Source organism: Prosthecobacter sp., assembly GCF_044222565.1.
Classification (GTDB): Bacteria; Verrucomicrobiota; Verrucomicrobiia; order Verrucomicrobiales; family Verrucomicrobiaceae; genus Prosthecobacter.
The window spans coordinates 209,468-232,371 of the sequence record NZ_JBGANA010000008.1 but is presented as its reverse complement, the minus strand read 5'-3'; the positions used below and the strand labels follow the sequence as shown (position 1 = coordinate 232,371).

Below are 22,904 nucleotides of genomic sequence, written 5' to 3'. Positions count from 1 at the left end.
TGGTCATTTACGCATCAGATCATCCAGCCGCTTGATCTCCTGATCGACATCCTTCCTCGCAGGTGTTCCTTGCGGAAATGCGTCGTTCATAAACCTTGCCGCAGCATCAGGATCGGTTCTCTGCCAGGACTGCATCAGTTCAATCCCCACTGTTTGCCGAAGCTGCCCTTTCATCCGCAAAACATAACGGGCGGCCTCCTGCGGCTGGGTCTCTTGCAAGTGCTTGGCAAAAGCAGCCAGACCACTATCGATGTATGGGCTGTCGCGATGCTGCTCGATCCATGAAGAGGCATGGTCAAGATCATCGTGAAGCAAGGCACGAGCAACGATGTGATACATGGCGTCTTCTCCAGCACGATGCCTCCAGAGCCAGTCGTCCGCAGCATGGGCATCTTGCTGCCGCCATCCTTCATAGACAGCCCATACCCCATCAAAACGCTCACCGTTGTTGACCACCCTATCGGGCTTTGCTTCCAGCCACGCCCGGGCTCTTTCGGGCGAAATGGCGGCAAGCCTTTCAATCACGACTTTTGCAACCAGCCAGTTGTCACCATCCAAACCACAGCATCGTGGCACGTCGATAGCCAATGGAATAAGTCTGCGGGCCTCATGAGTATCTTTGCCCGTTTGGCTGACGCTCTTATCTGCCAATGGGGACAGCTTACGGGCATCATAGGCCACGATGAGATCCAGCATCGCCAGTCCGGCCTCGGCGGTGGTAAAAGAGCGAGAGAAAGCATCAAAGGCGACAGGCTGCCATCTCAGCGGTAGTGCCTGAATCTTGCGCAACGCTTCCACATCATTCTGCCGCGTCCAGCCTCGCGCCAGGCTTTCGGTGATGAAAGCGCAGTCGTAGTAGAGACGGCCCGGAGCGCGAGAACCAACCGTGCAGTCGTTCAAGGCATCCTGCTTGAGACTTCCTGCACGGATGAGTTCACGCAGCCGGGACAGCACATCATCAGGAAATCTGAGCGCAGCTTCACAGAACAGATGGATGAGCATGTTCCGGCGTGTCATCGCTGGCAGATCGGCTTTCCAAACAAACGGCTCTGCCGAGCGCCAGTCACGCACCGCCCAGCACTCGATGAGGTCATTTGCAAAGACGGTCATCTCCCCTTTTTCCTCCTGCAAATGAGCCAGCAGAACCGGCTCGATCTGAGCGGGAGTGGCCGCCAGCATCCACTGCAACACCTTCAATCCCGCCAGCCTCACCAGGGGATCATCGGAGGTCTGTGACAGGTGATGCTGATGGGCCAGCTTACGACTGAGTTCGATGGCTTGCGGTTCGGCAGCATGTTTGAGGCGCTCTGCAGTCACATCAAAGCCGCGCATCCTTGACGAGGGCATGCCTTCGCCGCGGGTGTACGTGAAAGGCGAGAGATCGGCCACTTGCACCTCGGGTTCTTCCGCAGGTTCTGCACGTGCCTTCAACCGGCCAAGCGCCTCCTTGCGCGATGCCTCGTCTGGAAACACCAGGGACACCAGAAGATCATCATCTCGGAGCTGAAAGGGTTTGTTGCTGTAATAACAATCTCGAAGCGCCTTGGAGAGTATGGCCTCCCGCTCCTGCATCGGCAGCCGTTCCATCCAGCGGGTAATGATGCCGCGGCTGTGACGCTCGTTGGTGTCGTCGGCTTCGTGACCCAGCCATTCGGCGATGACTGCAATCACCGCCTCTCTGTGCGTCTGCCGTTTCAGCCATTCTAGCGCGTGGGCGAGTCCTTCATAGTCAGGTCCAGTGATGGCATAGGCGCACATCCACATCGAGGTGTCGGCATCGGGATCCTCAGGTCCAAGTTGGGCCATCAACCAGTCGGCCGCAGCCTTCGGATCGGACTTTGCCCAGGTTTGGAACAAAGCTTGGCGAACACGGGTGATGATCCAGTCGTGCTCAAATGCCGACACACGGCCTTGCCCCCGGGGGAATCTTTTCTCGATCCATGCCCGCGTCTTCGTCAGGTCTTCATGCGCGGCTCCACGGACAAGATTTTCACAAAAGCGCGGGTGTTTGCTTTGTTCATGAATGACCGGCTCTTCCGGGCTGGCCAGCCGTTCCAGCAAGGCAAGCCGCTCATCCAGCGTCGTGGCCGCTTCGATGAATCCTTTAAACGCATCCACAACCGTGTCCTGGGGAGCGGGGAGCGATTTGAGTCTCGATAGCGCACCCAAACGCTCCCGGTGAAACCACGCGGCGGCCACACGAGACAAGATCCCTCCGGCACTCCAACCCTGATTCCTGCCAGATTTGTCCCTTTTCACCTTCGGTCCGTGGAGCCGTTGAACTTCGGCATACGCACACTCAGGGTCGGAGGCCGCTATGAAGCCATACACGTCCAAAGCTGCCTCGTTGAACGAGTAGCTGCCTCCGGTTTTCTTTGTCATCTCCAGCGCCTTTGCCTGATCCTGCTGCGTCAGCTGCCTCCACATCATCCCCACAAAAGCATTCCGGCTGCGCTTCTTGTGCCACATCCCAAGTGTCTCTGACAGCAAAGCGGTGTCAGCATGGACAATCGCCTCCAGGGCGCGCGAATGGGTTCTATAACGATCGGCGACACTCTGTGCCTTTTCGGCATCATCGAGCCATTGAAATAATTCTTTACCGTTGGCAGGCAGGATCTCGACCGTCTGGCTAAAGGCATGCGCAGCCCAAAACAGCACGGCAACACCCATGAACCTGGTCGGAAGCGAGTTCATGAGGCAAAAAATGCCTGATTGCCACGGAGATGTCGAGCCAAACGCCACCCTCTGTCCAATCTTCGCACAGTTGTATGTCGAAAGCATCACCTGGAGCGTAAACGTGAAGGCGTTTTTGCTTTGCCGTTAAATGCGCCCCAATTTAACTTTCCAGGTTCATGACAGAGGAACACATAGAACGCATCTACGAAGGCATCCGCCGCATGGTCTTCTCGGACGAACCGTCCGAGGACATCCTTCATCGGCTGGAGGTCAATGGCATTCCCTCCGAAGAGGCACGCCAGATGCTTGAGAAAGCACGTGCTGAACGCATGTCTGAGATTCGGAGTGCCGCGCTGAAACAGGCGGTGCTCGGCTTTTCAATCATGCTCTCGGCTTATGGCATGTTCATGGGGTTCTTCGCCATCAATGATGTCCTCACCCAGGAAATCGTTGCCTTGTGCGCACTGACTGCGGCAATCGGCGTCTGGCAGTTTTCCAAGGGCCTGTATTATCTTCTTTTCGCCCACAACAAAAAGGGCCCCCTGATAGATCCGCACTGATCCTCCCGCCGCCTCCTTCGGCCGCCCTTTTTTTCTTGCCCAGCCACAGCGGCATGCTGGCCCTTCCCGCATGACAAGGCGGCTCCTTCGTGGCATAAGCCATGCATGAAAACACTTCACCAACACCTCTCCCTCCTCGCCTGCCTGCTCGCCATGGCCGCTCTTTCCTCCTGCACGGAGGGAAGCCTCAGCCGCCTGCGCAATGTGCGCACGGGTGCCATTGGCATCAGCCCCAATGGCGAGTTTCCGAGTGATCATCCCACCCGCCTTTTCAAACCGGAGTCTGCAGAAGAACTGCGGGTGCATCAGGCCGTGCAGCGTGGTGTGGAGCGTGCTCTGGACGACAGCCCGGCCTTTCATTACATCCCCTTTGCCAAAATGCAGCAGGTGCCTCATCACCTGAACCCGTTTAACGAGCGTTCCGAAGTCAAAAAATTCGCCGCCGTCAATCGTCTTGAGGCGGTGGTTCGCGTGTGGGTCACTCCCAGCTTCAGCCATCAAAGCGTCACCGTCGGCCTCCTCGCCCACGGGCGCAGCGGCAAGCCCGTCTCCAGCGATCTCGCCACCGCCCATGTCCCCAGCCCGCCGTTGAAGAACCCCACCGCCCGCGCGTCCCTGCCCACCTGGGAAAAGACCGCCTATGAGGCCACGAAGAAAGCTCTCGCCAAAGTGCGCGGCTAACTGCTTTGCCGCCGTGCAATTGGCGTGAGAACGCATCCTCGCCCGACGTAGTGATGCGCTCTCATGAAACCAGCCATCCTCCTCGCCCTCTTCGTCAGCACCTCGCTGCTCGCCCAAACGGCCGCTCCCAAGGCGCCAGCACCTGCCGCCAAGCCCAAAGGCCCCACCATTCCCGCCGATGCACAGTGGAATGACGTAACCACCTGGGGCGTCGAAGGCCGCGGCTGGGGAGATCAGCAGCGCCTGCGCTGGTTTGACCGCCTGCCAGCCAAAGCCGAAAAGACCGTCACCCCCGCTGTGTGGGGCCTCAGCCGCGACAGCGCTGGCATGATGGTGCGCTTCAAGACGGACGCGAAAGCCATCTACACCCGCTACGATCTCTCCAAGGCCAATCTCGCCATGCCCGCCATGCCTGCCACCGGCGTGAGCGGACTCGATCTGTATGCGCGTGACGCCAAAGGCCAGTGGAAATGGGTCACCTGCACCAAACCCGCCGCTCAGCATGTCGAAGCTGTGATGATCAGCGACCTCGCCCCCGGCGAGCACGAATTCGCCGCCTACCTGCCGCTCTACAACGGCATCGAAAAACTTGAAATCGGCGTGCCTGCAGGTGCCAAATTCGAGGGACTGAAGCCACGCGAGAAGCCCATCGTTTTCTACGGCACCTCCATCACGCACGGAGCGAACGCCTCACGCCCGGGCATGGTTCACACCGCTATCCTCGGCCGTCACCTGGACCACCCTGTCATCAACATCGGCTTTTCCGGCAATGGCCGCATGGACGCCGCCGTTGGCGATCTCATCAATGAACTCGACCCCGCCGTCATCGTGATCGACTGCCTGCCCAACATGGGCCCTGCGGACGTCACCGCCAAGTGCGTGCCGCTGGTGAAGCAGCTGCGCAGCAAGCACACCACCATCCCCATCATCCTCGTCGAAGACCGTCGCTACACCAACTCCTGGATCACCCCAAACAAAGCCAAGTTCCACGACGACAACCACGCGGCCCTCAAAGCAGCCTACGAGCAGCTCAAGAAGGAGAAGGTCACCAACCTCCACTACATCGGCGGAGACGCCCTTTACGGTACCGACGCCGAAGGCTCCAACGACGCCTCCCACGGCACCGACCTCGGCTTCCTCCGCCAGGCCGAAATCTTCGAACCCGTGCTGCGCAAGGCTCTGAAGTAATTCCCGTCACTCAGTCCCCGGCGGTTCCAGCAATCGCCGGGGCAGGTCTCGCATACCTTGCACGACACGAAAGACCCGTACTAGATCGTTCTCGAAATGGTAAAAGACGAGGTGCGCATGAAACGCGCCCGCCATTCCGAAAGAGCGCAACCCAGAAAGCTTCTCATGCTCAAAGTGCCTCAGCCTTCCAAGGTCGGGCTTTCTGGCAATATCGCCCAGGGTCTCCTCGAAAGATTGCAGATAACGTTCTGCGATATCGAGATCTGCATGCCCAGCATACCAAGACGACTGAAGCTGCAAATCTGCGAGTGCCTCATCGCTGATGATGATTCGACGTCTGGTCATGCAACCAGGACAGCCTTGTCTTTCCAATTTTGCCGGATGCGCTCCTTCAAGGCGTCATTCCAATCATGCCAGGGACCATCCAACGCCTGGAGCATGGCAGCTTCAAGCTCGGGTGGCTCATAGCCCTGTTCTTGTAAAACCTGATCATGCCGACGTTCCATCCAGTCGAGTAATTCGCAAAAGCTAGATGCTGGCAGAGCTCGGATCGAGTCTTCGATTTCGGCGATCGTTGTCATGGCGTAAGATTATGCTTCGATTTACCGGGTGCAAGCACGGCGGCATCTCACTTCCCGATCTTATACAGCGCCTTGTCCGTGCGGATGAACAGGGCGCTGCCGTCGGCGATGGGGCTGGCCATGATGGGGCCGTCGAGGGTGTTTGGGGAGATGATCTTGAAGGTCTTGTCAGCGTTGATAATTGTCACGACACCTTCGCGGCTGCAGAAGTAGAGTTTGCCGTCTGCGATAATCGGGGAGGCGCTGTATTTGCCGCCGATGCGTTCGCGGTAGAAGGCTTCGCCGGTTTTGGTGTCCACGCAGCTGACGATGCCGCCGTCATCGACGTAGAAGAGGAGGCCGTTGTGCAGAACAGGCGAGCACATCTTGGGTGCGTTCTTGTTGTTACGCCATGCCACCTCAGGGGTCTTCAGGCCGGCGTATTTGAGGGCGACCATCGCTGACTTGCCGAAGGCGGTGCTGAAATAGATCTGCTGGTCATCGGCCACGGGCACGGTGGACATGGAGAAGCCCAGTTCACCGTAATGGATCTTCCACAGTTCCGCGCCGGTTTGCGGATCATATCCATAGATGTTGTTGGCGGCGGAGCTTACCACCTGCGGCTTGCCGTTGATCGTCACGACCAGCGGTGTGCCGTAGGCTTTGCGCTGCTGGGGGCGGGGGTCCATGTCGCCGCTGCGGGGTGTTTTCCAGGCGAGCTTGCCGGTGTTTGTGTCAAAGGCTGCGATAAACTGCTGATCGCTGCCGTCAAAATGCGCGATAAGTCGGTCGCCGTGCAGAATGGCAGTGGAGCCGGGACCGTTCTCGTGCATGACGTGCAGTTCTTCGTTTTTCCAAAGTAGCTTCAAGCTTTTTGTATCGAGAGCCACAGTGCCGAAGGAGCCGAAGTGGGCATACAGGCGCCCCGCTGCGAGCACCGGCGTGGGTGAGGCGTAGCTGTTGAGCTGATGGGCCCATTGAGGGTCCTTCACGTTCAGCAATTCCACGTCATGCAGCACTTTGCCGCTGCTGCGGTCTAGGCACAGGGCGTGCAGACTCACCGAACCGAGAACGGTGAGTGGCTGATCGCCTGTATTGGACTCGAGACGACGTTTGGCTTCCTCAGGTGTCGCCGCTTTTTCGATGGCGGTGGTGACCCAGATCTGCTCGCCCGACATGACGGGCGTCGAATGACCGCGGCCGGGCAGTTCTGTTTTCCACGCGACATTGCTGGTCTCGCTCCACGTTTCAGGCAGGCCGGAGGCGTTGGCCTGACCTTGGGCCGAAGGGCCACGCCATTCAGGCCAGTCGCCGGCGTGGCAAATTGAGGCAAGGGAGAGAAGCGGGAGGAAAATGCGGAAAATCATGGACGAGAAAAAACGTGGCGAGCGGCGGAGAACTGTCTTTCACTAGCAGTGACCATGCGCATCCCGTTTTTTCTTTTTGTTTTCGCCGCGGCACTGCAGGCCCAGACACCGGAGCTGGAAACCTACATTGAGGTGCGCACCGGGACGCTGCCCATCGTTCTGACTGTGCCTCACGGCGGCACTTTGAAGCCCGAAAGTCTCCTCGCGCGCCGTTATGGTGTCACAGGTATCGATTCCAACACGATCCCGCTCTCTGAGATGATCATCGAGGAACTGGCGGCGCGCTATGGCGGCAAGCCGCATGTCATCATCTCGCGGCTGAGCCGGTCAAAGCTTGATCCCAATCGGGATCTTGAAGAAGCGGCTCAGGGAGATCCTACCGCCATCGCGGCCTGGCATCGCTTTCATGACAGTACGCAAAAGGCGTGCAATGCGGTGATGAAGAAGAGCGGCATGGGTCTGCTGCTGGACATTCACGGGCACCGGCATCTCGATCAGCGGGTCGAACTGGGTTACCTGGTCAAAGCGGAGGTGCTGAAGCATTCGGATGCCGAACTCAATGCTGATGCGGCGCTGATTGCCTCCACCAGCATTCGGGATCTGGACAAGCGTTCCCCGCAGAGTTTCGCCCAGTTGCTACGGGGGCCGCAGAGTCTGGGCGCGTTGCTTGAGTTCCGTGGATTCCGCTGCATGCCGAGTGGATCAAAATCTAACCCTGCTTTCCTGGCAGGTTACTTCAGTGGCGCTTATGACGTCACAGCACATGGTTCCAGCAAGAGCGGCACGGTGAGCGCCATCCAGGTGGAATGCCCGTGGAACAACGTCCGTGACACACCAGAGAATCAGCGGCGCTTTGCCATCGCGCTGGCGGACTCACTCGGGGTTTACTTTGAGGTCCACTTTGGCCGGAAGCTGAAGTGAGCGCTCGGTCTTGGGCTGCGGCTGTTCGGGGTCTGCCTTTCTGAGCTTCTCCCAGCAGGTGTCTGCGACTTCCTTTTGTGCCGTGAAGGCGCGTATTTCCGCCGGGGTGCTGGAGGCCCAGTCGATTGGGATGCGCTCATCGCGCAGACCTCGGCGATGCAGCCAGCCGAAGAAGGCAATGCTGCCGAGCAGCGCGAAGTTGAAAGGAAGGCAAAGCGGTAGCAGCGCGAGACGCAGGAGTGCTTCTGAGAGCGGTTCCCAGAGGAAGGCGAGCGCAACTATCACCAGAAGCAGCCAGACGAAGGTTCGCGCATTCAAGCGCAGATAGTGGCCGCCAAGCGCAAGAGAGAGCACGATGATGTTCATGGCGAAGGCGGGATCGCCAAAGACTGGCTTCCATGCCGAGCCCACGACACAGATGCCGATGGCAGCCAGTGCCACAAGGGCGCTGGTACGCGAATGCCAGAGAATGCCGATGAAAAACCACACCCAGCAGAGCAGCACGCGCGAGGAGGTGAACTGCGCTGTCAGGCTGAGATGAGTGGTGAGAAAGCTGCTCCATGCCTGCGCGTATACGTGAGCTGTGCCTCCGGACAATGTCGCGGCGAAGCCTGTGAAGGCATCAGCGAACATGGGGGCGCATAGAGCCGCCGTGATGAAATGGTGGCGTGCTTCGTCCGGCCTGCCGGCTTGCAGGGCGCACCAGCCGAGGCCGTCCCAGGAGTCCGCAAAGAAGGAGTCCAGCGCGACGGCGCGGCGGAAGGCGAGCTCGGCATCGTCGTAACGTCCCTGACGGAAGCGGCTCCAGCCGAGGCCGTCGTAGGCATCGGCGACACCGATCTTGAGAGAAAGGACGCGTGAAAAGGCGGTCTGTGCTCCCGTTTGATCTCCACGTCGGTACAGGCTCCAACCGAGACCGGCACAGCGGTAGGCTTCGGCCATGTCCGTGCTGACTTCGGTGTTGAGGAAATGTTTTTCGGCTTTTTCGAAGCGGTTGGTCAGGAGGGCGCGCCAGCCGCGGGTGAGTTCGGCATCGTGCACGCCGAAGAAGATCAGGGCTGTGAGGGCAACCCACGCAGCGGCTACATAAGGGAGACTGAAGAGGACATAGGGCGATTTGTTCTCATGCATGCGCTCGGCGACGGGCACGAAGACGAAGGCCATGGCGGCGCAGCCGAGGGCGGTGGTGAGGGCCTGTGCCCAGAGAGGGACTTGTGGAAAGAGGTACCACAAGGCGCCCAGAAGGGCACCGTTGACGCTGAAGAGGCCGGTTTTGAGCACGCTGTCATTTTGCGCGCGCCATTGTGCGAGCATGGAGATGCACAAAGCGCCACCGAGGCTCATGAGGGCGGTTTCGGTGGAAAGGATGAAGAGGCCGATGAGGACGCAGGCGCCGGTGATGCGGCTGTTTGCCACGAGCATCTGCCCGTAACCACGCAGGGTGTGGTCGAGAAGGCGCTTCATGCGGCGATGGGAAGTTCGGAGATCACCAAGGGCACTTTATGCGATCCTGAGGGCGCGGCAATCTTGGAGACAGAGGTGATTTCCAAGGTCCATGCGGCGCCGAGAGCGTGCCGGATTGCTGATTCAATGCGGGGTACTTGTGTGTCGGATTCGGCAATAATTCTCACTCCGAGGATTCCGGCTTGCTTTTGCAAGACCTGATATTGGGACAGGCCGGGGATGTCCTCGATGGCATTGGTGATGGCATAGGGCGAGACGATGGCACCGGCGAGGGTGCGGAGCATGGCGGCACTGCGGCCTTCGATGTGGCGGATGCTGCGGGCGCTGCTGCCGCAGGGGCATGGCTCGGGTTCCCAACGGGCGAGATCGCCGAGGCCGCGATAGCGGAGGATGGGGGTGGCGGTGTTGGTGAGGTCGGTGATGACGATGTGGCCGAGGCCGTCGGTGGGGAGGCCGTGGTCATCGACGATCTCGCAGATGACGTTGGTCTCGGCGATGTGCCAGCGGGCATCGTGCATGCACTGCCAGGCGACGAGGCCGCCTTCGGTGCTGGTGTAGGTTTCGATAAGGCGGGCGTTGGGGAAGACGTGGGCGAGGAGGTGGCGGGTGTGGGCATCGAGCATCTCGGAGGTGAGATGGATGAGCTGGGTTTTTTTCATGACACGCTTTTGCGTGCGGAGGTCCAGGGCGATGGCGCGGAGGGTCGAGGGGTAGGAGGAGATGAAGTCGGGGGCGATGCTGAGGAGTTCGCGGGTGAGTTTGGCGACGGGATCGTGGACGGAGAGAATGCGGGAGGCAGGGACGGTGGTACTGAGGAGATCGGCGGCGGCGAAGTCGATGCTGTCGGGAGCCATATCGACGAGGTAGAGGCCGTTGCTGAGAGGCTGGCCGTGGCACCAGTCGTAGAAGAGGGCGGTGTTGCAGGCCATGTAGTGCCAGAGGGAATCTTCGGTGCGGGCGATGGTGGCGGGAACGCCGGTGGAGCCGGAGGAGGCGAGCCAGCGGATGTCATCGCGATTGTCTTTGGCGAGGAGGTCTGGTTTTACTGCGGTACGCAGGTCTTGTTTGGTGAGGAGCGGGAGTTTGGAAAGGTCGTCCCAGTCATCGAGCATCTCGGGAGTGAAGCCTGCGCGGTTGAAGAGGCGTTGATAGAGAGGGATGTGATCGTGGGCATGCTGGACGAGAGAGCGCAGGGTACGCCATTGGTGGGCGCGGCGTTTGGGGCGGCTCCAGGCGCGTTGTTCAATGACTTGATCAAGGGCGGTGTGGAGATGGCGGCCGCGGTTGCGGATCTGGGTGGGCGTGTGCATGTGAACTTACCACCTGTGTTTGGGGACTGGTCTGTTTAGCGGACACAATTTGTGGCGGAGCTGATGGAAGACGCTGCTGGTGAGCGTGGGGTGTGGAGGAGTGATGGGTTTGCTTCCCGGCCGGCTTCTTGATAACCCAGGGTCGCCTCGCTTAGGCTCGGCTGACCCTGGGCTGAGATCCGCAGCCCCGTTGGGGCTGGTGTCGAGCGGAACGATGGGAAGGAAGAAAGAGTAAGAGTGGTTTGCGATCTGTGGGGGATTTATGTGGCAGGAGAATGGAGCCTTTTTAACTACGGTCATATCAAGGAGGTGCGGGATGGGAGGCCGGGGTTGGGGGGAACGCGGAGGGATGGGTGGGGGCGGAGTGCTGCGGGTTCGGCTGCGCAGCCCCCGAAGGGAAACCCGCGCTCCGGGGAGCTTTGGTGGGGGTGAACCTTGGGCTAGCTATGCGCTATGCGTGGTATGTCATGGCATCATGGCGGGCCGGAAGGGCTTGGGATCGGGTCTGCCATGAGGCCGTGGGGAGCGGGTTTGTGGCGGTAGTGATTCGGAAAGGGGGAAGCGGGACGCCGGGGTTGGGGGGAACGCGGAGGGATGGGTTGGGAGCGGAGTGCTGCGGGTTCGGAGACCCGCGCTCCTGGGGCGCTTTGGTGGGAGTGAGCCTGGGGCTAACTATGTGGTATGCTGGTATGTCATGGCATCATGGTGGGCCGGGAGGGCCGGGGTGGGTGATGGCGAAGCCGTCGCGGACCATGAAGCCGTCGGGGTTGATCTGGATGAGGCGTTCGAAGAGGTGGGAGGCGAGGCGGGCCTGGCCTTGGTTTATTTGAGCCCAGCCGTACCAGCTCATGGCGATGGGGTCTTCAGGCGTCAGTTTGTGGGCGCGCTCGAAGTAGACTTCGGCTTTGCGGTAGTCCTGCTGGTTGAAGAGGATCTCTCCGGCGATGAGGAGGGTGGAACGATGGAGGGGGTCGATGTCGAGGACTTTGCGGGCTGCACGCAGCTGGTCATCGGTTTTGGACTGGGCCTGATAGACGTTCATCATGCCGAGATGAGGGGTGATGGCGCGGGGCTCCTGCTTGGCGGCGGTGGTGTAGTACTGGATTGATTTGACGTAGTCCTTGTTGAGGTAGGAGAGCCAGCCGGCGCGCACGGCGGCGAGATAGGTTTCTCCGCCGGCCGTTTTGTAGGCGAGCACGCTTTCGAGGGCAGCGGCGTAGTCGTTGTTCGATTCAGCGGTGAGGGATTTCTGCCAGGCTTCGGACATGGCGGCGAGTTTGTCGGCGGCGTTCGCGGTGGTGAGGCATGCGAGTGCGAGGATGAGGAGGATGGGGATGCGGGCTTTCATGGTGGGAGCGACGGAGCTTGAGGTGGCTGAAGTGTTGAGTGGGACGGGAGGGTGACAGAGGGGGTGGTTTGAGGGCTGGTTGCGGGAATTGCGTTTCCGGATTCCGGCTAAAGCTGGTACTACAAAACGTGCGCTGGATGGCTGGGGGTCTGGGGCGGTGCGGAGCTTCCGGACGGGCTGCTGCGAAGCCGAGAAGCGAACCCCGAACTGCGTACTCAGAAAAGGTGCGATTTGTTATTCGGGGGCAGCGGAGCTCCGAGAGGGTGGATTGTGGATTGCAGGGTAACAGGAGTGCTACTGGGGAGTTATGTGCGAGAAGGAAGCTTCCGGATTCCGGCTAAAGCCGGTACTACAATACTGGCGCTGGATGATTGAGGATCTGGGGCGATGCGGGGATGCCGGAGCGGGCTAAAGCCCCAACTATGTACTCAGAAAAGCTGCGATTTGTTATTTGGGGGCAGCGGAGCTCCGAGAGGGTGGGTTATGGATCGCGGAGTGATTTTTGTTTGCTCTAATGGAAGCGGCGGCGGGCGCGTGGCGAGTTTGATGTCGTTCGAGTTCTGGTTCCGAGTGCGGTCACGTCGCGGTATCGGAATACCGCGCTACATTCTCGCAAGTTCGCGCTGGCAGCAGCTGATGGGCTGGGGAAGGCAGCGCGGGAAGTGGTTCGGAGGAGTGAGTTTATTCGACGTCGCCGTTGGGGAGGGTGGGGGAGAATTCGGTTTGGGTGAAGGAGATGTCGGAGGTTTCGAAATGGGCGATGAGGTGGGTGAGGGCGCGGATGGGTTCGAGGGTGAACTCGATCTGGTGCGGAAGGTGTGAGGGGGCGTCTGAGATGGTGGTGGTGAGGTGGAGGCGCTGTGCGGTGGGGTGCAGGGTGTGGCGTGTGCTGACGCGCTGGGTGCGGCAGCCGAGATAAGGCGTGAGGACGCCCGCCAATGCCCAGCCGTGCAGTCTTGACTGCAAAGCGACACTATCCTCCCAGATCATGCCGCTTTGATAAGCGAAGGGCACGGTGGGCATGGCGAACGAAATGAGGCGCAGGAGCTGCGAATGACCGCGGAGGCTGCTGTGAGTGATCTGCAGGGCGTGGAGTCCGAGCACGGCGGTGAGGGACTCGTGGCCGCAGCGGAACACATAACGGCCGGACTCATCGAGCGTGGTGGTGAGGGTCTCGTGGGAGATGGCGCCTGCGCGGCAGACACGATAGGTGGCGACGCCTGGAGCGAAATGGGCCAGCGTGCCCAGCACGGTGGTGGAGACCGTCGCGGGGGCGATGCGGGCTCCAACTTTGGGCACACTGGCAAAGTTCCAGCGCACCGCTTCGTCGGTGCGCGTGAAGTAGTTAGTGAGGCAGAAGGGGGCGGTGGGTGCGCCGGTTTCGGTGCCGGACTGATTGTGGAGATGGATGTGAGGCACGGGGCTGCGGCCGGAGTTGCCGCAGTAGCCGAGGAGATCGCCCGCACCGACACGCTGGCCGGTTTTGACGAGGATGCCGTTCTTCATGAAGTGTGCGAGCTTCACGATGCCACCGTAGTCGAGGCGGAGGATGAGGTGGTTGCCCCAGTTGCTGGCGAAGTTGCATCCGCCGGGGGCGTTGTCGGCCACGCCATCGATGACGCGGATGACCTCGCCGGTGCCAGGAGCGCGGACTTCGAGGCCCTGGGTGTAGTAGCGGCTGAGGTCGTCATCGCAGCCGGGAGGGCAGGCGTTGTCGGCGGCGTCATGGACTTCGAAATCGAGGGCGTGTTTCCATTCGCCGCGATGGCTGAGCTTGTGGTCAAAGCCTTGTGTGACGGTGACTTCGCGTGCAGTGGGAAGAAGCACGTGGGTTTCGTTGCGATGGGGGAAGCGAACGTTGGCGAGAGAGAGTGAAGCGGCGGCGGCTTCGGGAGTTTCGAAGGTGCCGGAGGAAGGCAGGAGGGAGCCGGATTTTTCACGCAGGCGCAGGCAGCAGAGGAGGCTCCAGATGGTGAGCAAGTAAGGCAGCGGCAGGTACTCCCAGCCGGAGCCGCGCAGGAAGTGCTGAACTGCGGCGACATGCAATGCGGCGACAGCACCAGCGACGAAGGCGAGAGCGAGGCTGCTGCGTGAAGGGACGAAATAGACCGCGCCAAGGGCCATGCCGGCGAGGAGGTAGTTGTGTCCGGCGAACCAGCCGAGCCATTGCAGGCCGCAGGCTTCGAGGAGTTTTACGATGATGATGCCGCCGGCGTAACCAGCGATGGCATTGAGCATGGCGATGCGTGACCACACGAGAATGGCCAGGGTGACGGCGAGACCTGCCCAGACGTTTGGCAGGAAGAGGATGGTGCCCATGCTGCGAAGGAAGGCGGTGACGACGAAGGGCAGCGCGGGTTCATCTGGCAGGCCCATGTCGAGCAGGGCGGTGCCTGCGGCCCAGTGGGGGAAGAAGGTGAGTAATGTGCCGAAGGTGATGACGAAGGCGACGCTGAGCGGGGGCAGGCCTGCGCGAAGTGGGAACCAGTGCCACAGGGCGGCGGAGAGGAGGAGGGTGTAAACGGTGACGACGGCGAGCATGCCCCAGATGGCGGGTGCGGCGAGAGGTGAGCCGCGGGTGATCCATGCGACGGCGAGGGCGCTGAGGAAGACGTTGTAGAGGAGGGTGCCGTCCTTGCGCATGGCGGCGGGGAGGTGCAGGAGCTTTGCGATGAGGCTGCCGAGGAGGCTGGCGCTGATGGCGAAGGCGAAGTATCGCGGCATGAAGAGCAGCGTGGCGCAGAGGAGCGCGCCGGTTTTTGAGCTGCCGCAGAGGAAGATGGAGCTGGCGGCGCGGGTGACTTCAAGTAGGGGCGCGGCGAGGGGGGCGAGGTGGGGACGGAGGGTGCGGGCGAGGGCGGAGGCTTTGGCGATCGCACGTTCCTTCGGAGAAGGAGGGCAGAGGATGGCGTCTTCGAGAATGACCATCGCAGGGAGGGTGGATGGGGGTGAGGGGTTCATGGGAGGGAATGCGGAATGACGAAACCAGAATGAGGAATGACGAAGTGTGCCAGAGAAGGGAGTTGTCGGTGGAGCGGGGCGAGAGGGCCGGAAAGGGAGGAGGAGTAGAAGGAAGATTATTGAAGGCGCGGGGCGAAGGGGGGAATCGCGGATGGGCTGGAACGAGGACGAGTTCGAGTAGGAGGACGAGGACGAGGACGAATGGGGAGGCCGGAAAGGGAGGAAGAGGAGGAGTAGGAGGAAGAGGAAGATTAGGTGTGTGAGGGGGATAGGAGATGAGAGGGGATGCGTTCGAGGCGCTGGACGTAGTCGAGGTCTTCGCGTTCGCGGATGATGTCCACGCGGCCGTCGAGGCCGATCATGACGACGGCGGGGCGGTAGGTGATGAACTGCATGCTCTGGGTGATGTTGTAGGCACCGACGGGATGCATGACGAGGTGATCTCCGGTGGTCATGGCGGGGAGGGAGACCTGCTCGCGGATGACGTCGATGTTCATGCAGAGGCAGCCGTAAAGCTTGATGGGCTGCTGGGCGCTTTCGCGCTGGGCCTTGGCGGGCTTGACGTTGAAGCGGTACCAGTTGCCGCTGTAGAGAATGTTGATGCCGGCATCGATGACATAGGCGGCGCCGTTGGATTCGGGCATGTAGGCGGGTGCCTTGGCTGCTTTGCCTGCGAGAGTGATGGGGCCTGAGGCGCTGGTTTGTTTTACCGCGACGATGCTGGTGATGAGGTAGCCTGCTTCATCGACGAGTGCGCGGCCGCTTTCCAGATAGAGGCGGGGGCGGCGATCGCGTGGGAGTGTGTTCAGCGCACTCGCGATGGCTTCGGCGTATTTTTCGATGGGCGGGACGACCTGCTCGGCGGGCTGATAGGAATAATGCAGGGAGCTGAGCGAGGGGAAACCGCCGCCGAGGTTTAAGTAGCGAAGGGACCAGCCATGGGTTTCACGGCAGCGCTCCATGAGGGTGATGAGCTTCTCCGCAGCGACCTTGTAGGCGTTTGGTTCCAGGATGTAGGTGCCGATGTGGGTGTGGAGGCCTTGCAGGCGGAGGCGGCCTTTGCTTTCAGCGATGCGGCGGATGGCGCGCCAGGCTTCGCCATTTTCCACGCCGAAGCCGAACTTGCTCCAGACGGGCTGGATGCCTGCGTCAAGCCAGCAGCGGATGGCGATGTCGATGCTGCGACCCTGCTCTTTGGCGATGGTGTCGAGGAGGAGGAGTTCGTCCCAGTTGTCCACCTGGATCATGACGCCTTCGCTGGCGGCGAGTTCGAGACCGGCGCGGGATTTATGCGGGCCGTTGAAGATGATGTCGCGTCCGGCGATGCCGTTGCGGCGGGCTTTTTCGTATTCGAACTCGCTGACGACTTCGGCGATGGAGCCTTCGCTGTGGAAGACGCGGCAGATGGCGTTGAGGTAATTTGTTTTGTAGCTCCAGGCGAAGCGGGTGTCTGGGTAGCGGCTTTCGAAGGCCTCACGTGCGCGGCGGATTTTCTCGCGCATGGTGCGCTCGGAGAAAACGAAGAGCGGTGACCCGAAGCGTGCGGCGAGGTCGGCGACGGGCACGCCGTCGATGCGCTCGCACACGTTGCTGTTGAGGCCGTGGGCGTGGCGGTTGCGGTTGGCGGCGCTGTTCTGGCCGCTGAGATGACGGGTGATCGTCGGCGGGGAGTAGGGGAGGAGATTTTGCATGGGAGGATGCAGTGAAGGGTTGGAATCAAAGACCGCGGGAGGCCGCCGGGTGAGGGATGAACTCGCGGGGCTGGCGGAAGAACTGGCCGGTGGTGGTGAGGGCGGCGAGATCGCGGATGTCTCCGGTCATGTCGATGGCATGACGGATGAAGAATTTGCCGGGGGTGGCATGGCGCAGCGGTTCGCGTGGCTGCCAGCCGAGAGCGAGTTCGAGCGCGGCTGCAGGCAGATTGCAGTTCAGGGTGGAGGGAAAATCGCACCAGGCGGGGAAGCGCGGATTGATCTCGATGAGGCAGTAGCCGCCTTCGGGGCCTTCGGATTTGACGAACTCAAGTTCAAACGGGCCGTGCCAGCGCAGCTCAGCGATGAGTGATTGCGCGATGGCGTCGAGCTGGGGATCGCGCACGACCATGCCGCCGAAGCCTTTGCCGCTGGCGGTGCGGAGCATCTTGCGGATGGAGCAGGAGCCGAGGATGTGGCCCTGGCCATCGCCGAGGCCGACGACGTTGTACTCCTCTCCCTGCACGTTTTCCTGCACGAGCACCGGAGCGCCCCACTGCTCCATCATGTGCCAGTAGGCGGCCTCGCGTGCTGCGGCGGTGATGGCGTGGCGTGCCTCGTAGAAGCGGCCTTTGACGAAGACATTGCCGCCGAGGGTGAGTGCGGCCTGATGGAGCGAGTTTACATCGCTCACGGCGATGGTCTGCGGGGTCTGGCAGTGGGTGCGCTCGCACAGCTCGGCGAGCTTTGATTTGTCGCGGGATTTGAAACTGGCGGCGGTGGGGAGGCAGGCGTGGATGCCACGCTCGCGCAGCTTTTCAGGTGCATCGACCAGCGGTGCCATCTCGGCATCGAGACATGGGATGAGGACATCGAAGTGTTCGACCTCGCGAATGGCGTCCAGGCGCTGCCAGAAGGCCTCCACGCCGGCGCCGGGATAGGACATGGTGAAGGCGGCGTCTGGCGCGTCTTCTTCGCTGAAGAGTCCGCTTTCGAGGGAATCGTAAACGAGGCCGATGATGCGGAGCTCAGGGTAAACACGGCGCAGGCTGCGGATGACCGCGGAGCCGGGCTGGGGATTTTCACCGCGATGAAGCCCGGTGACGGCGATGACGGGGGAGGAATTCATAGCTGCAGGTTTCGGTTTGAAGTTTCAAGTTTTAAGTTCTCAGAGGGACTCGTGAGTCAGGCCGATGCGGGCGAGTTCGGCGAGGAAGGATTCCAGATCGCGCTCCGCGGTGCTGCGGGAGACTTGGAAGCTGGAAGTGAGGCGGTCGAGGATCTGGTGGCGTGCCAGGCCTTCGCTGAGCGCCTGCATGACGATGAGGGCGGTGGGGCTGGCGGTGAAGAACTCTCCGCTGGTGGCGTCAAAGCCAAAGCCGTCCGCCTGCCAGGTGACGGTGTGGAATTGGAAAGAGGCCGGTGCGGCGGCGTGTGGCAGAGGCGGAGCGGCCTGCACGGAGGGCTGCTGGGGCGGGCGATGCAGCGTGGGAAGAGGCGCGAGTTTCATGGGTGTGGTGAAGGGTGTCACACAGCATAGAAGCGCGCGGGGTTAACGCCACGTGGGCAGCGAAGATGAATTTGCGTTTATTTTTGGGCGCGGGAGGGTGTGCAGCCGAGAAGCGAATCCCGAACTGCATGGTCGTGCCATGAGCTATTGGAAACGAGTCTGTTTACCGGGCGTGGGGCGAGGGTGAAATCCGCAGCGTGAGCGCGGCAGCTTAAGCGGCAGCGGCAGCGTTGGATTGTGCCGGACCTCGGGTGCTTTTGACTGACCTGGGTCTGCGCAAAGCTCTGGAGGACTGGAGCACTCCAGGACCGGGCATGCGAAAAGGATGCTTACTTTTCCAGCAGCTTTTTCACCTTTTCGGCTATGGTCTTCGCGCCATCCGGCTCATAGCCGGTCTTCACGTAGGCGATCTTGCCATCCGGGCCGATGACGACCGTGTGAGGGATGCCTTCAACGCCGAAGCTCTGGCCGACGCGTTGATTGCCATCGAAGGCGACTTCGAATTTCCAGCCACGGGTATCGAGGAAGGTTTTTACCACCTCTTTGTCCTCGCCCTGATTGACGCCGATGAAGCGGACCTTCTTGGAATCAAAGGCGGACATCTCATCGATCATGCCGGGCAGAGACTTGATGCAGGGGCCGCACCAGGTGGCCCAGAAGTCGAGGACGATGACTTTGCCTTTTTCATTGGAGAGATCGAAATCATCGCCGGAGAGAAGGGGAAGTTTGAAGGGCTTGGCGTCCTGATTGAGAAGGGGGGAGCTCTGGCCGCCGGACTCCGGGAGGACGGGTTCGGGAGCGAACTTGAGCTTCCAGTCGCGCAGAGCGAGCATGGAGGCGCTGTCTGGCGGAACGGAGCTGCGGATCATGTGGACCTGCGAGAGAGGCACGCGGCAGTCGCCGAGAAGCGGGCTGGTGCCAAACACGGCCTCTTCGGCAAAGCGGGAGACCTTGAGGCCGAGGCGGCCGCCGTTGTTCAGCAGGAGCCAGTGGGTGATGACGGGAGGCTGGCTTTCCCTGTCCTGGGCGACGAAGGCCGCGCTGACGGCGTCCGCGGGCTTGATGAGCCAGACGGCGGCTTTGACGCGGCTGCGCGGCACCTGGATGGTCTCCATGCCGGAGCGGACGGCAAAATGCTCCGCGGTGGCTGCCTCGATGACGCCACGCAGAAGGTCGCCATTGGCTGCGAGGAGGGCATGACGGGGAGGATCCTCCTTGCGGAAGCGAGGGACGGTGAGGGCGTTTTCCTTGGCGCGGGCATCAACGACAGGGACGGCCACACGACCAGGAGCGATGCCAGCGCCGAAGCCGGTGATGCTGACGGTGCGCTCACCATTGCCCCACAGGCTGAAGGGCTCGATGAGGATGCCGTTTCCGGAGCGCATCTTCGGGGTGAGCACGATCTTGCGGGCCGAGACGTCCTTGAAGAAAACCTCCACAGCGTTCTCAGCAATGGAGACACGGACAGGCATGGAACCGCTGCAGCGCAGGCGGAACTGGCGGTCCATCTGGTCCCCATTGGTTTCGAGGCCAAAACAGACTTCCCCGCCCATGTAACCGAAGAGCAGATTGACACTGGGCGCGCCCGGAGTGGACTCGTCGCAGAACAGGCGCATGCGCAGGGCGGCGAAGCCGCTGTTGACCAGATTGAAATGGATCTCGTTCACCTGCATGAACGATGGATGGCCGAAGGAGCCGCCCGCATCGAGCGTGAGATCTCCCTTTCCACCGCGCTGCACCTGCTCGGGTCCGCCGCGCACGCGGTGCCAGCCGCCGTCTCCGAAACCATCGAGGTTCAAGCTGGCGCCGCCAAACTGAATGGCCTGCAGTTTGTCTGCGGGAAGATGCTTCACCGCAGCCACGTCGGACTCCAGATCGACCTGTTTAGCATCGATGGCACGCAGCTTGCCGGGGACGACATCGCCTTCCAGGAGATAAAACAGCGCCTCGCTGGGAACGCTCTCAGCCTTGGCGACGGCGGGGCGGGAAATCTCCATCTCTCCCGTGCTGGCCATGGCGACGGACTTGAGACCGCCGACGGGCTTCCAACGCGGCTGCGCCTCGCCACCGGCATCCAGGGTGCCGTGCAGGATGTTCTTGTTGATGGTGAGAGAGTCGAAAGTGGCCAGGTCGGTTTTAGGCGCATCGGCGTCAAAGCCTCTGAATTCGAGGTGGTGGAGCGCGGTGGTCTTGAAGCCCACGGGCGCGTCGGAGAAGGTGGTTTTAAAAGTGGCCACCTCATGGTGCATGTGCAGCAGGGTGCCGTTGATCCACTCGCCATCGGTGAACCACATCTCCGTGAGGGGGAGTGCGGCCTGGGTAAAGGGGGAAGCCGTGGGGGCCGCCTCAATGGCGAGCACCGTGGCCCATGGCAGGCTGGTTTCCGTGCCATTTTCCATGCGGACCGTCAGGGCGGCGGCATCTGCGCGCAGGGGCTGTGCCTTCAGGTAGTGGCCGTCGGTGAGCTCAATGCGGGGGCGCACATTGGTGATGTCCGTGGGCAGTTTCCCATCCCATGGGCGGACGCGAAGAGCTTCCAGAGTGAGGTCAGGGCCTTTGTTGAGGAGGGTGAGACCCGCGGGCAGTGAATCCTCATTGCTGTTCGAAGTACCGGCCGGCTTTTGAACGAGGGCTTCCACGCGGGCCTGAGCCGCGCCCTGCACGACGCCGACCAGCGCTCCGAAAAGACCGCCACCGCCGCGCGCGGCCGGTTTCTGCTCCGCGGCTTTTGGCTCGGCCGCAGCCGGAGCAGCCTCATCCACAGGCGGCTTGTTGGTTTCCGCCAGCTTGGTGCCGTCCGCGCCGTAAATGGCGCAGAGCCCGGTCTCACGGTTCCAAAAGAGAGTGAGCGTGACGCGCCGGTCATCCTCGCTGAGCTTTTGCACACGCTCAAAGACGCGGCCCTGCAGCACCACATCGTCCACCCAGGTCTCCACGGTCATGCGCTCTTTGTCCGGAGCCTTGAGCTCGATCTTAAACTCAGGCCGCACACTGGAGCTGAGGGTGAACTGCATTTCGAGCTGTGCGGGAGCCTCAAAGGGGAGGCTGGCCGAGCGATTCCAGCCCACCTGCTGCAGCGCGGCGCCGGACACCATGCGCCAGCGCTTTGCCTTGTCTTTTGAGCCATTGTTGGTGTTTTCCGTTTTGGACTCGACCCAGCCGCTGGTGCCTCCGAGGGAGGCAAGAGGCATGTCCGGGACTTTGAGACGCTGCATGCTGACGACGGTGTCCCGCAGGACCTGGATGGAGCCAAAGCGGGCGGACTTCACAGCGACGGTCTTCGCATCCATGCCCGTGATGTCGCCGAAGAGGCGGCTGCCATCGGCCAGGCGGATGCTGAAGGGCTCCCCGGTCTGGGAGTCTGTCTTGTGGCGGTAGATGCGCTTCAGCACATTCAGGCTGACTTCAAAATCCTCGCTGAACATGGGATCGCGCCAGGTCACCCGGTCCGCCTCAGCGCTCACGAAATGCCCGCCGATCCACTCGCCATTCTGCCAGTGCAGCTCGGATGAGCGGCCCGGACCGGCCGCCAGCAGCAGCAGTGCTGTGATGAGGTGTTTAGCGTTCATAGATGGGCAGGAAGCGGTAGTTCAGGGCGAGAGCCAGGAGGGACATGCCGGTCTCATAAGGTCCGTTGCCAAAGCTGCCGTCGGCAGCCTGGCTCTCCCCGAGCGCGCGGGCGGTGGCGGCATTCCATTTTTGCCAGGAGGCGTAGTCGCCCTGGAACAAAGCCTGGGCCATGTAGTAGCGGAAGTATTCCTTGTAGCTGCCCTCCACGTGCTCGAGGCGCTCGGTGATGTGCTTGAGAGTGGCCTTGAACTCGTCGGTGTCCTTGTGCTTTGAAACGGAGGCGACGAGCGTGGCGATGGCGCTGCGGTTCATGGATTCACCGAAGCCGCCGAAGCCGCCGGTGTAGGCGACGCTGCCGTCCTTGCCGGTGCAGCGCTTCATGTATTCCAGAGCGGAGTTCACCACGTCATCGGGCACCTCCATGCCGGCATTGCGCGCGGCGAGAAGCCCCATCAAAACGGCGCCGGTGACGGAGGTGTCCGCGTCAGTGGAGGTGGGCATGTAGCGCCAGCCGCCCCAGCGGTTGGCCTTCTGAGCGGTGCCGGCGCAGCGGATGGCGAGGTCCAGGGCCTGGGCGATGGTGCGCACGGGCTTGCCGCCCTCCCAGAGCAGGGACTCGTCCACCGCGCCGTAGGCTTCGGAAAGCGAGAGCATGGCGAAGCCGTGATGATACATGCTGTTTGGCAGGTAGCCGCTGCTGGCGTCCTGGGCGCGGATGATGGCGCGCACAGCACGGCGGATATTGGGCGCATAGCGGCCGAAGTTTGGGTCTTCACCGCTGGCGAGAAAGGCCATGAGGCAGATGCCATCAATGCCCGCGCCATCATTTCCACCGTGCCAGCTTCCGCTTTCGCTCTGCTTCGAGGCCAGCCAGGCGAGGCCGCGCTCATAGACGGTCTCCACCTCCTGCGGAATAGCGCCGCCGAAACGCAGCGAAGGGTCCTGGGCAAGGGAACTCAGGGTGAAGAGGAGGATGGAGAGAAGGGAGAGGAGCGGGGAATGACGAACGACGAATGAGGAGGGGCCGTCGTTTGGTGCGGCGGGAAAGATTTTCGTCATGGAGGTTTGGTGATTCATTCCGCGTTCGTCATTTGCCA

At 61.4% G+C, this 22,904-nt stretch carries 17 protein-coding genes; 4 read left to right on the top strand and 13 right to left on the bottom strand.

What is annotated here, in order from left to right; all coding sequences use genetic code 11:
- Nucleotides 1-3: 3 nt before the first annotated feature.
- Nucleotides 4-2,694, bottom strand: coding sequence for a hypothetical protein (locus tag ACILSR_RS14120; protein WP_395750426.1), 2,691 nt, complete (start codon nucleotides 2,692-2,694; stop codon nucleotides 4-6).
- A gap of 158 nt (nucleotides 2,695-2,852) precedes the next feature.
- Here ACILSR_RS14120 and ACILSR_RS14115 point away from each other — a divergent pair, with 158 nt between their 5' ends.
- The 3 genes from ACILSR_RS14115 (at nucleotide 2,853) to ACILSR_RS14105 (ending at nucleotide 5,105) form a co-directional block, all read left to right on the top strand.
- Nucleotides 2,853-3,236 carry a hypothetical protein gene (locus ACILSR_RS14115; RefSeq protein WP_395750425.1) on the top strand — a complete coding sequence of 128 codons (384 nt, stop codon included), beginning with the start codon at nucleotides 2,853-2,855 and terminating at the stop codon, nucleotides 3,234-3,236.
- A gap of 105 nt (nucleotides 3,237-3,341) precedes the next feature.
- Entirely contained in the window at nucleotides 3,342-3,917 is a 576-nt protein-coding gene (locus tag ACILSR_RS14110) for a hypothetical protein (protein WP_395750424.1), read from the top strand.
- Nucleotides 3,918-3,980: 63 nt separating this feature from the next.
- Nucleotides 3,981-5,105 (top strand): SGNH/GDSL hydrolase family protein, encoded by a 1,125-nt coding sequence (locus ACILSR_RS14105; protein ID WP_395750423.1) that lies wholly within the window; start codon nucleotides 3,981-3,983, stop codon nucleotides 5,103-5,105.
- Between the two features lie 6 nt (nucleotides 5,106-5,111).
- Here ACILSR_RS14105 and ACILSR_RS14100 read toward each other — a convergent pair whose 3' ends face one another.
- The 3 genes from ACILSR_RS14100 to ACILSR_RS14090 are packed head-to-tail and all read right to left on the bottom strand — an operon-like array spanning nucleotide 5,112 to nucleotide 7,032.
- Entirely contained in the window at nucleotides 5,112-5,450 is a 339-nt protein-coding gene (locus ACILSR_RS14100; RefSeq protein WP_395750422.1) for a type II toxin-antitoxin system RelE/ParE family toxin, read from the bottom strand.
- Entirely contained in the window at nucleotides 5,447-5,686 is a 240-nt protein-coding gene (locus tag ACILSR_RS14095) for a hypothetical protein (RefSeq protein WP_395750421.1), read from the bottom strand. Before ACILSR_RS14095 ends, ACILSR_RS14100 begins: the two co-directional genes overlap by 4 nt.
- Before the next feature lie 47 nt (nucleotides 5,687-5,733).
- Complete coding sequence (locus tag ACILSR_RS14090) at nucleotides 5,734-7,032, bottom strand: PQQ-binding-like beta-propeller repeat protein (protein WP_395750420.1); 1,299 nt, start codon at nucleotides 7,030-7,032, stop codon at nucleotides 5,734-5,736.
- Nucleotides 7,033-7,086: 54 nt separating this feature from the next.
- Between ACILSR_RS14090 and ACILSR_RS14085 the strand changes: the two genes are divergently transcribed.
- Nucleotides 7,087-7,953 (top strand): hypothetical protein, encoded by an 867-nt coding sequence (locus ACILSR_RS14085; RefSeq protein WP_395750419.1) that lies wholly within the window; start codon nucleotides 7,087-7,089, stop codon nucleotides 7,951-7,953.
- On the opposite strand, the gene ACILSR_RS14080 is transcribed toward ACILSR_RS14085, so the two are convergent.
- From ACILSR_RS14080 to ACILSR_RS14040, 9 genes are all read right to left on the bottom strand, one after another.
- Complete coding sequence (locus ACILSR_RS14080) at nucleotides 7,906-9,417, bottom strand: urea transporter (RefSeq protein WP_395750418.1); 1,512 nt, start codon at nucleotides 9,415-9,417, stop codon at nucleotides 7,906-7,908. The genes ACILSR_RS14085 and ACILSR_RS14080 overlap by 48 nt on opposite strands.
- Nucleotides 9,414-10,727 (bottom strand): phenylacetate--CoA ligase family protein, encoded by a 1,314-nt coding sequence (locus ACILSR_RS14075; RefSeq protein ID WP_395750417.1) that lies wholly within the window; start codon nucleotides 10,725-10,727, stop codon nucleotides 9,414-9,416. Before ACILSR_RS14075 ends, ACILSR_RS14080 begins: the two co-directional genes overlap by 4 nt.
- A 700-nt stretch (nucleotides 10,728-11,427) precedes the next feature.
- Nucleotides 11,428-12,075 carry a tetratricopeptide repeat protein gene (locus tag ACILSR_RS14070; protein ID WP_395750416.1) on the bottom strand — a complete coding sequence of 216 codons (648 nt, stop codon included), beginning with the start codon at nucleotides 12,073-12,075 and terminating at the stop codon, nucleotides 11,428-11,430.
- Between the two features lie 681 nt (nucleotides 12,076-12,756).
- Nucleotides 12,757-15,036 carry an urea transporter gene (locus tag ACILSR_RS14065; protein ID WP_395750415.1) on the bottom strand — a complete coding sequence of 760 codons (2,280 nt, stop codon included), beginning with the start codon at nucleotides 15,034-15,036 and terminating at the stop codon, nucleotides 12,757-12,759.
- 251 nt (nucleotides 15,037-15,287) lie between these two features.
- Nucleotides 15,288-16,727, bottom strand: coding sequence for an alanine racemase (locus ACILSR_RS14060; RefSeq protein ID WP_395750414.1), 1,440 nt, complete (start codon nucleotides 16,725-16,727; stop codon nucleotides 15,288-15,290).
- A 25-nt stretch (nucleotides 16,728-16,752) separates the two neighbouring features.
- Nucleotides 16,753-17,856 carry a biotin carboxylase gene (locus ACILSR_RS14055; RefSeq protein WP_395750413.1) on the bottom strand — a complete coding sequence of 368 codons (1,104 nt, stop codon included), beginning with the start codon at nucleotides 17,854-17,856 and terminating at the stop codon, nucleotides 16,753-16,755.
- 39 nt (nucleotides 17,857-17,895) lie between these two features.
- Nucleotides 17,896-18,237, bottom strand: coding sequence for a PqqD family protein (locus ACILSR_RS14050; protein WP_395750412.1), 342 nt, complete (start codon nucleotides 18,235-18,237; stop codon nucleotides 17,896-17,898).
- Nucleotides 18,238-18,566: 329 nt separating this feature from the next.
- Complete coding sequence (locus tag ACILSR_RS14045) at nucleotides 18,567-21,806, bottom strand: TlpA family protein disulfide reductase (protein ID WP_395750411.1); 3,240 nt, start codon at nucleotides 21,804-21,806, stop codon at nucleotides 18,567-18,569.
- Nucleotides 21,796-22,866: a squalene--hopene cyclase gene (locus ACILSR_RS14040; RefSeq protein WP_395750410.1), complete on the bottom strand. Its 1,071-nt coding sequence runs from the start codon at nucleotides 22,864-22,866 to the stop codon at nucleotides 21,796-21,798. Before ACILSR_RS14040 ends, ACILSR_RS14045 begins: the two co-directional genes overlap by 11 nt.
- Nucleotides 22,867-22,904 lie beyond the last annotated feature (38 nt).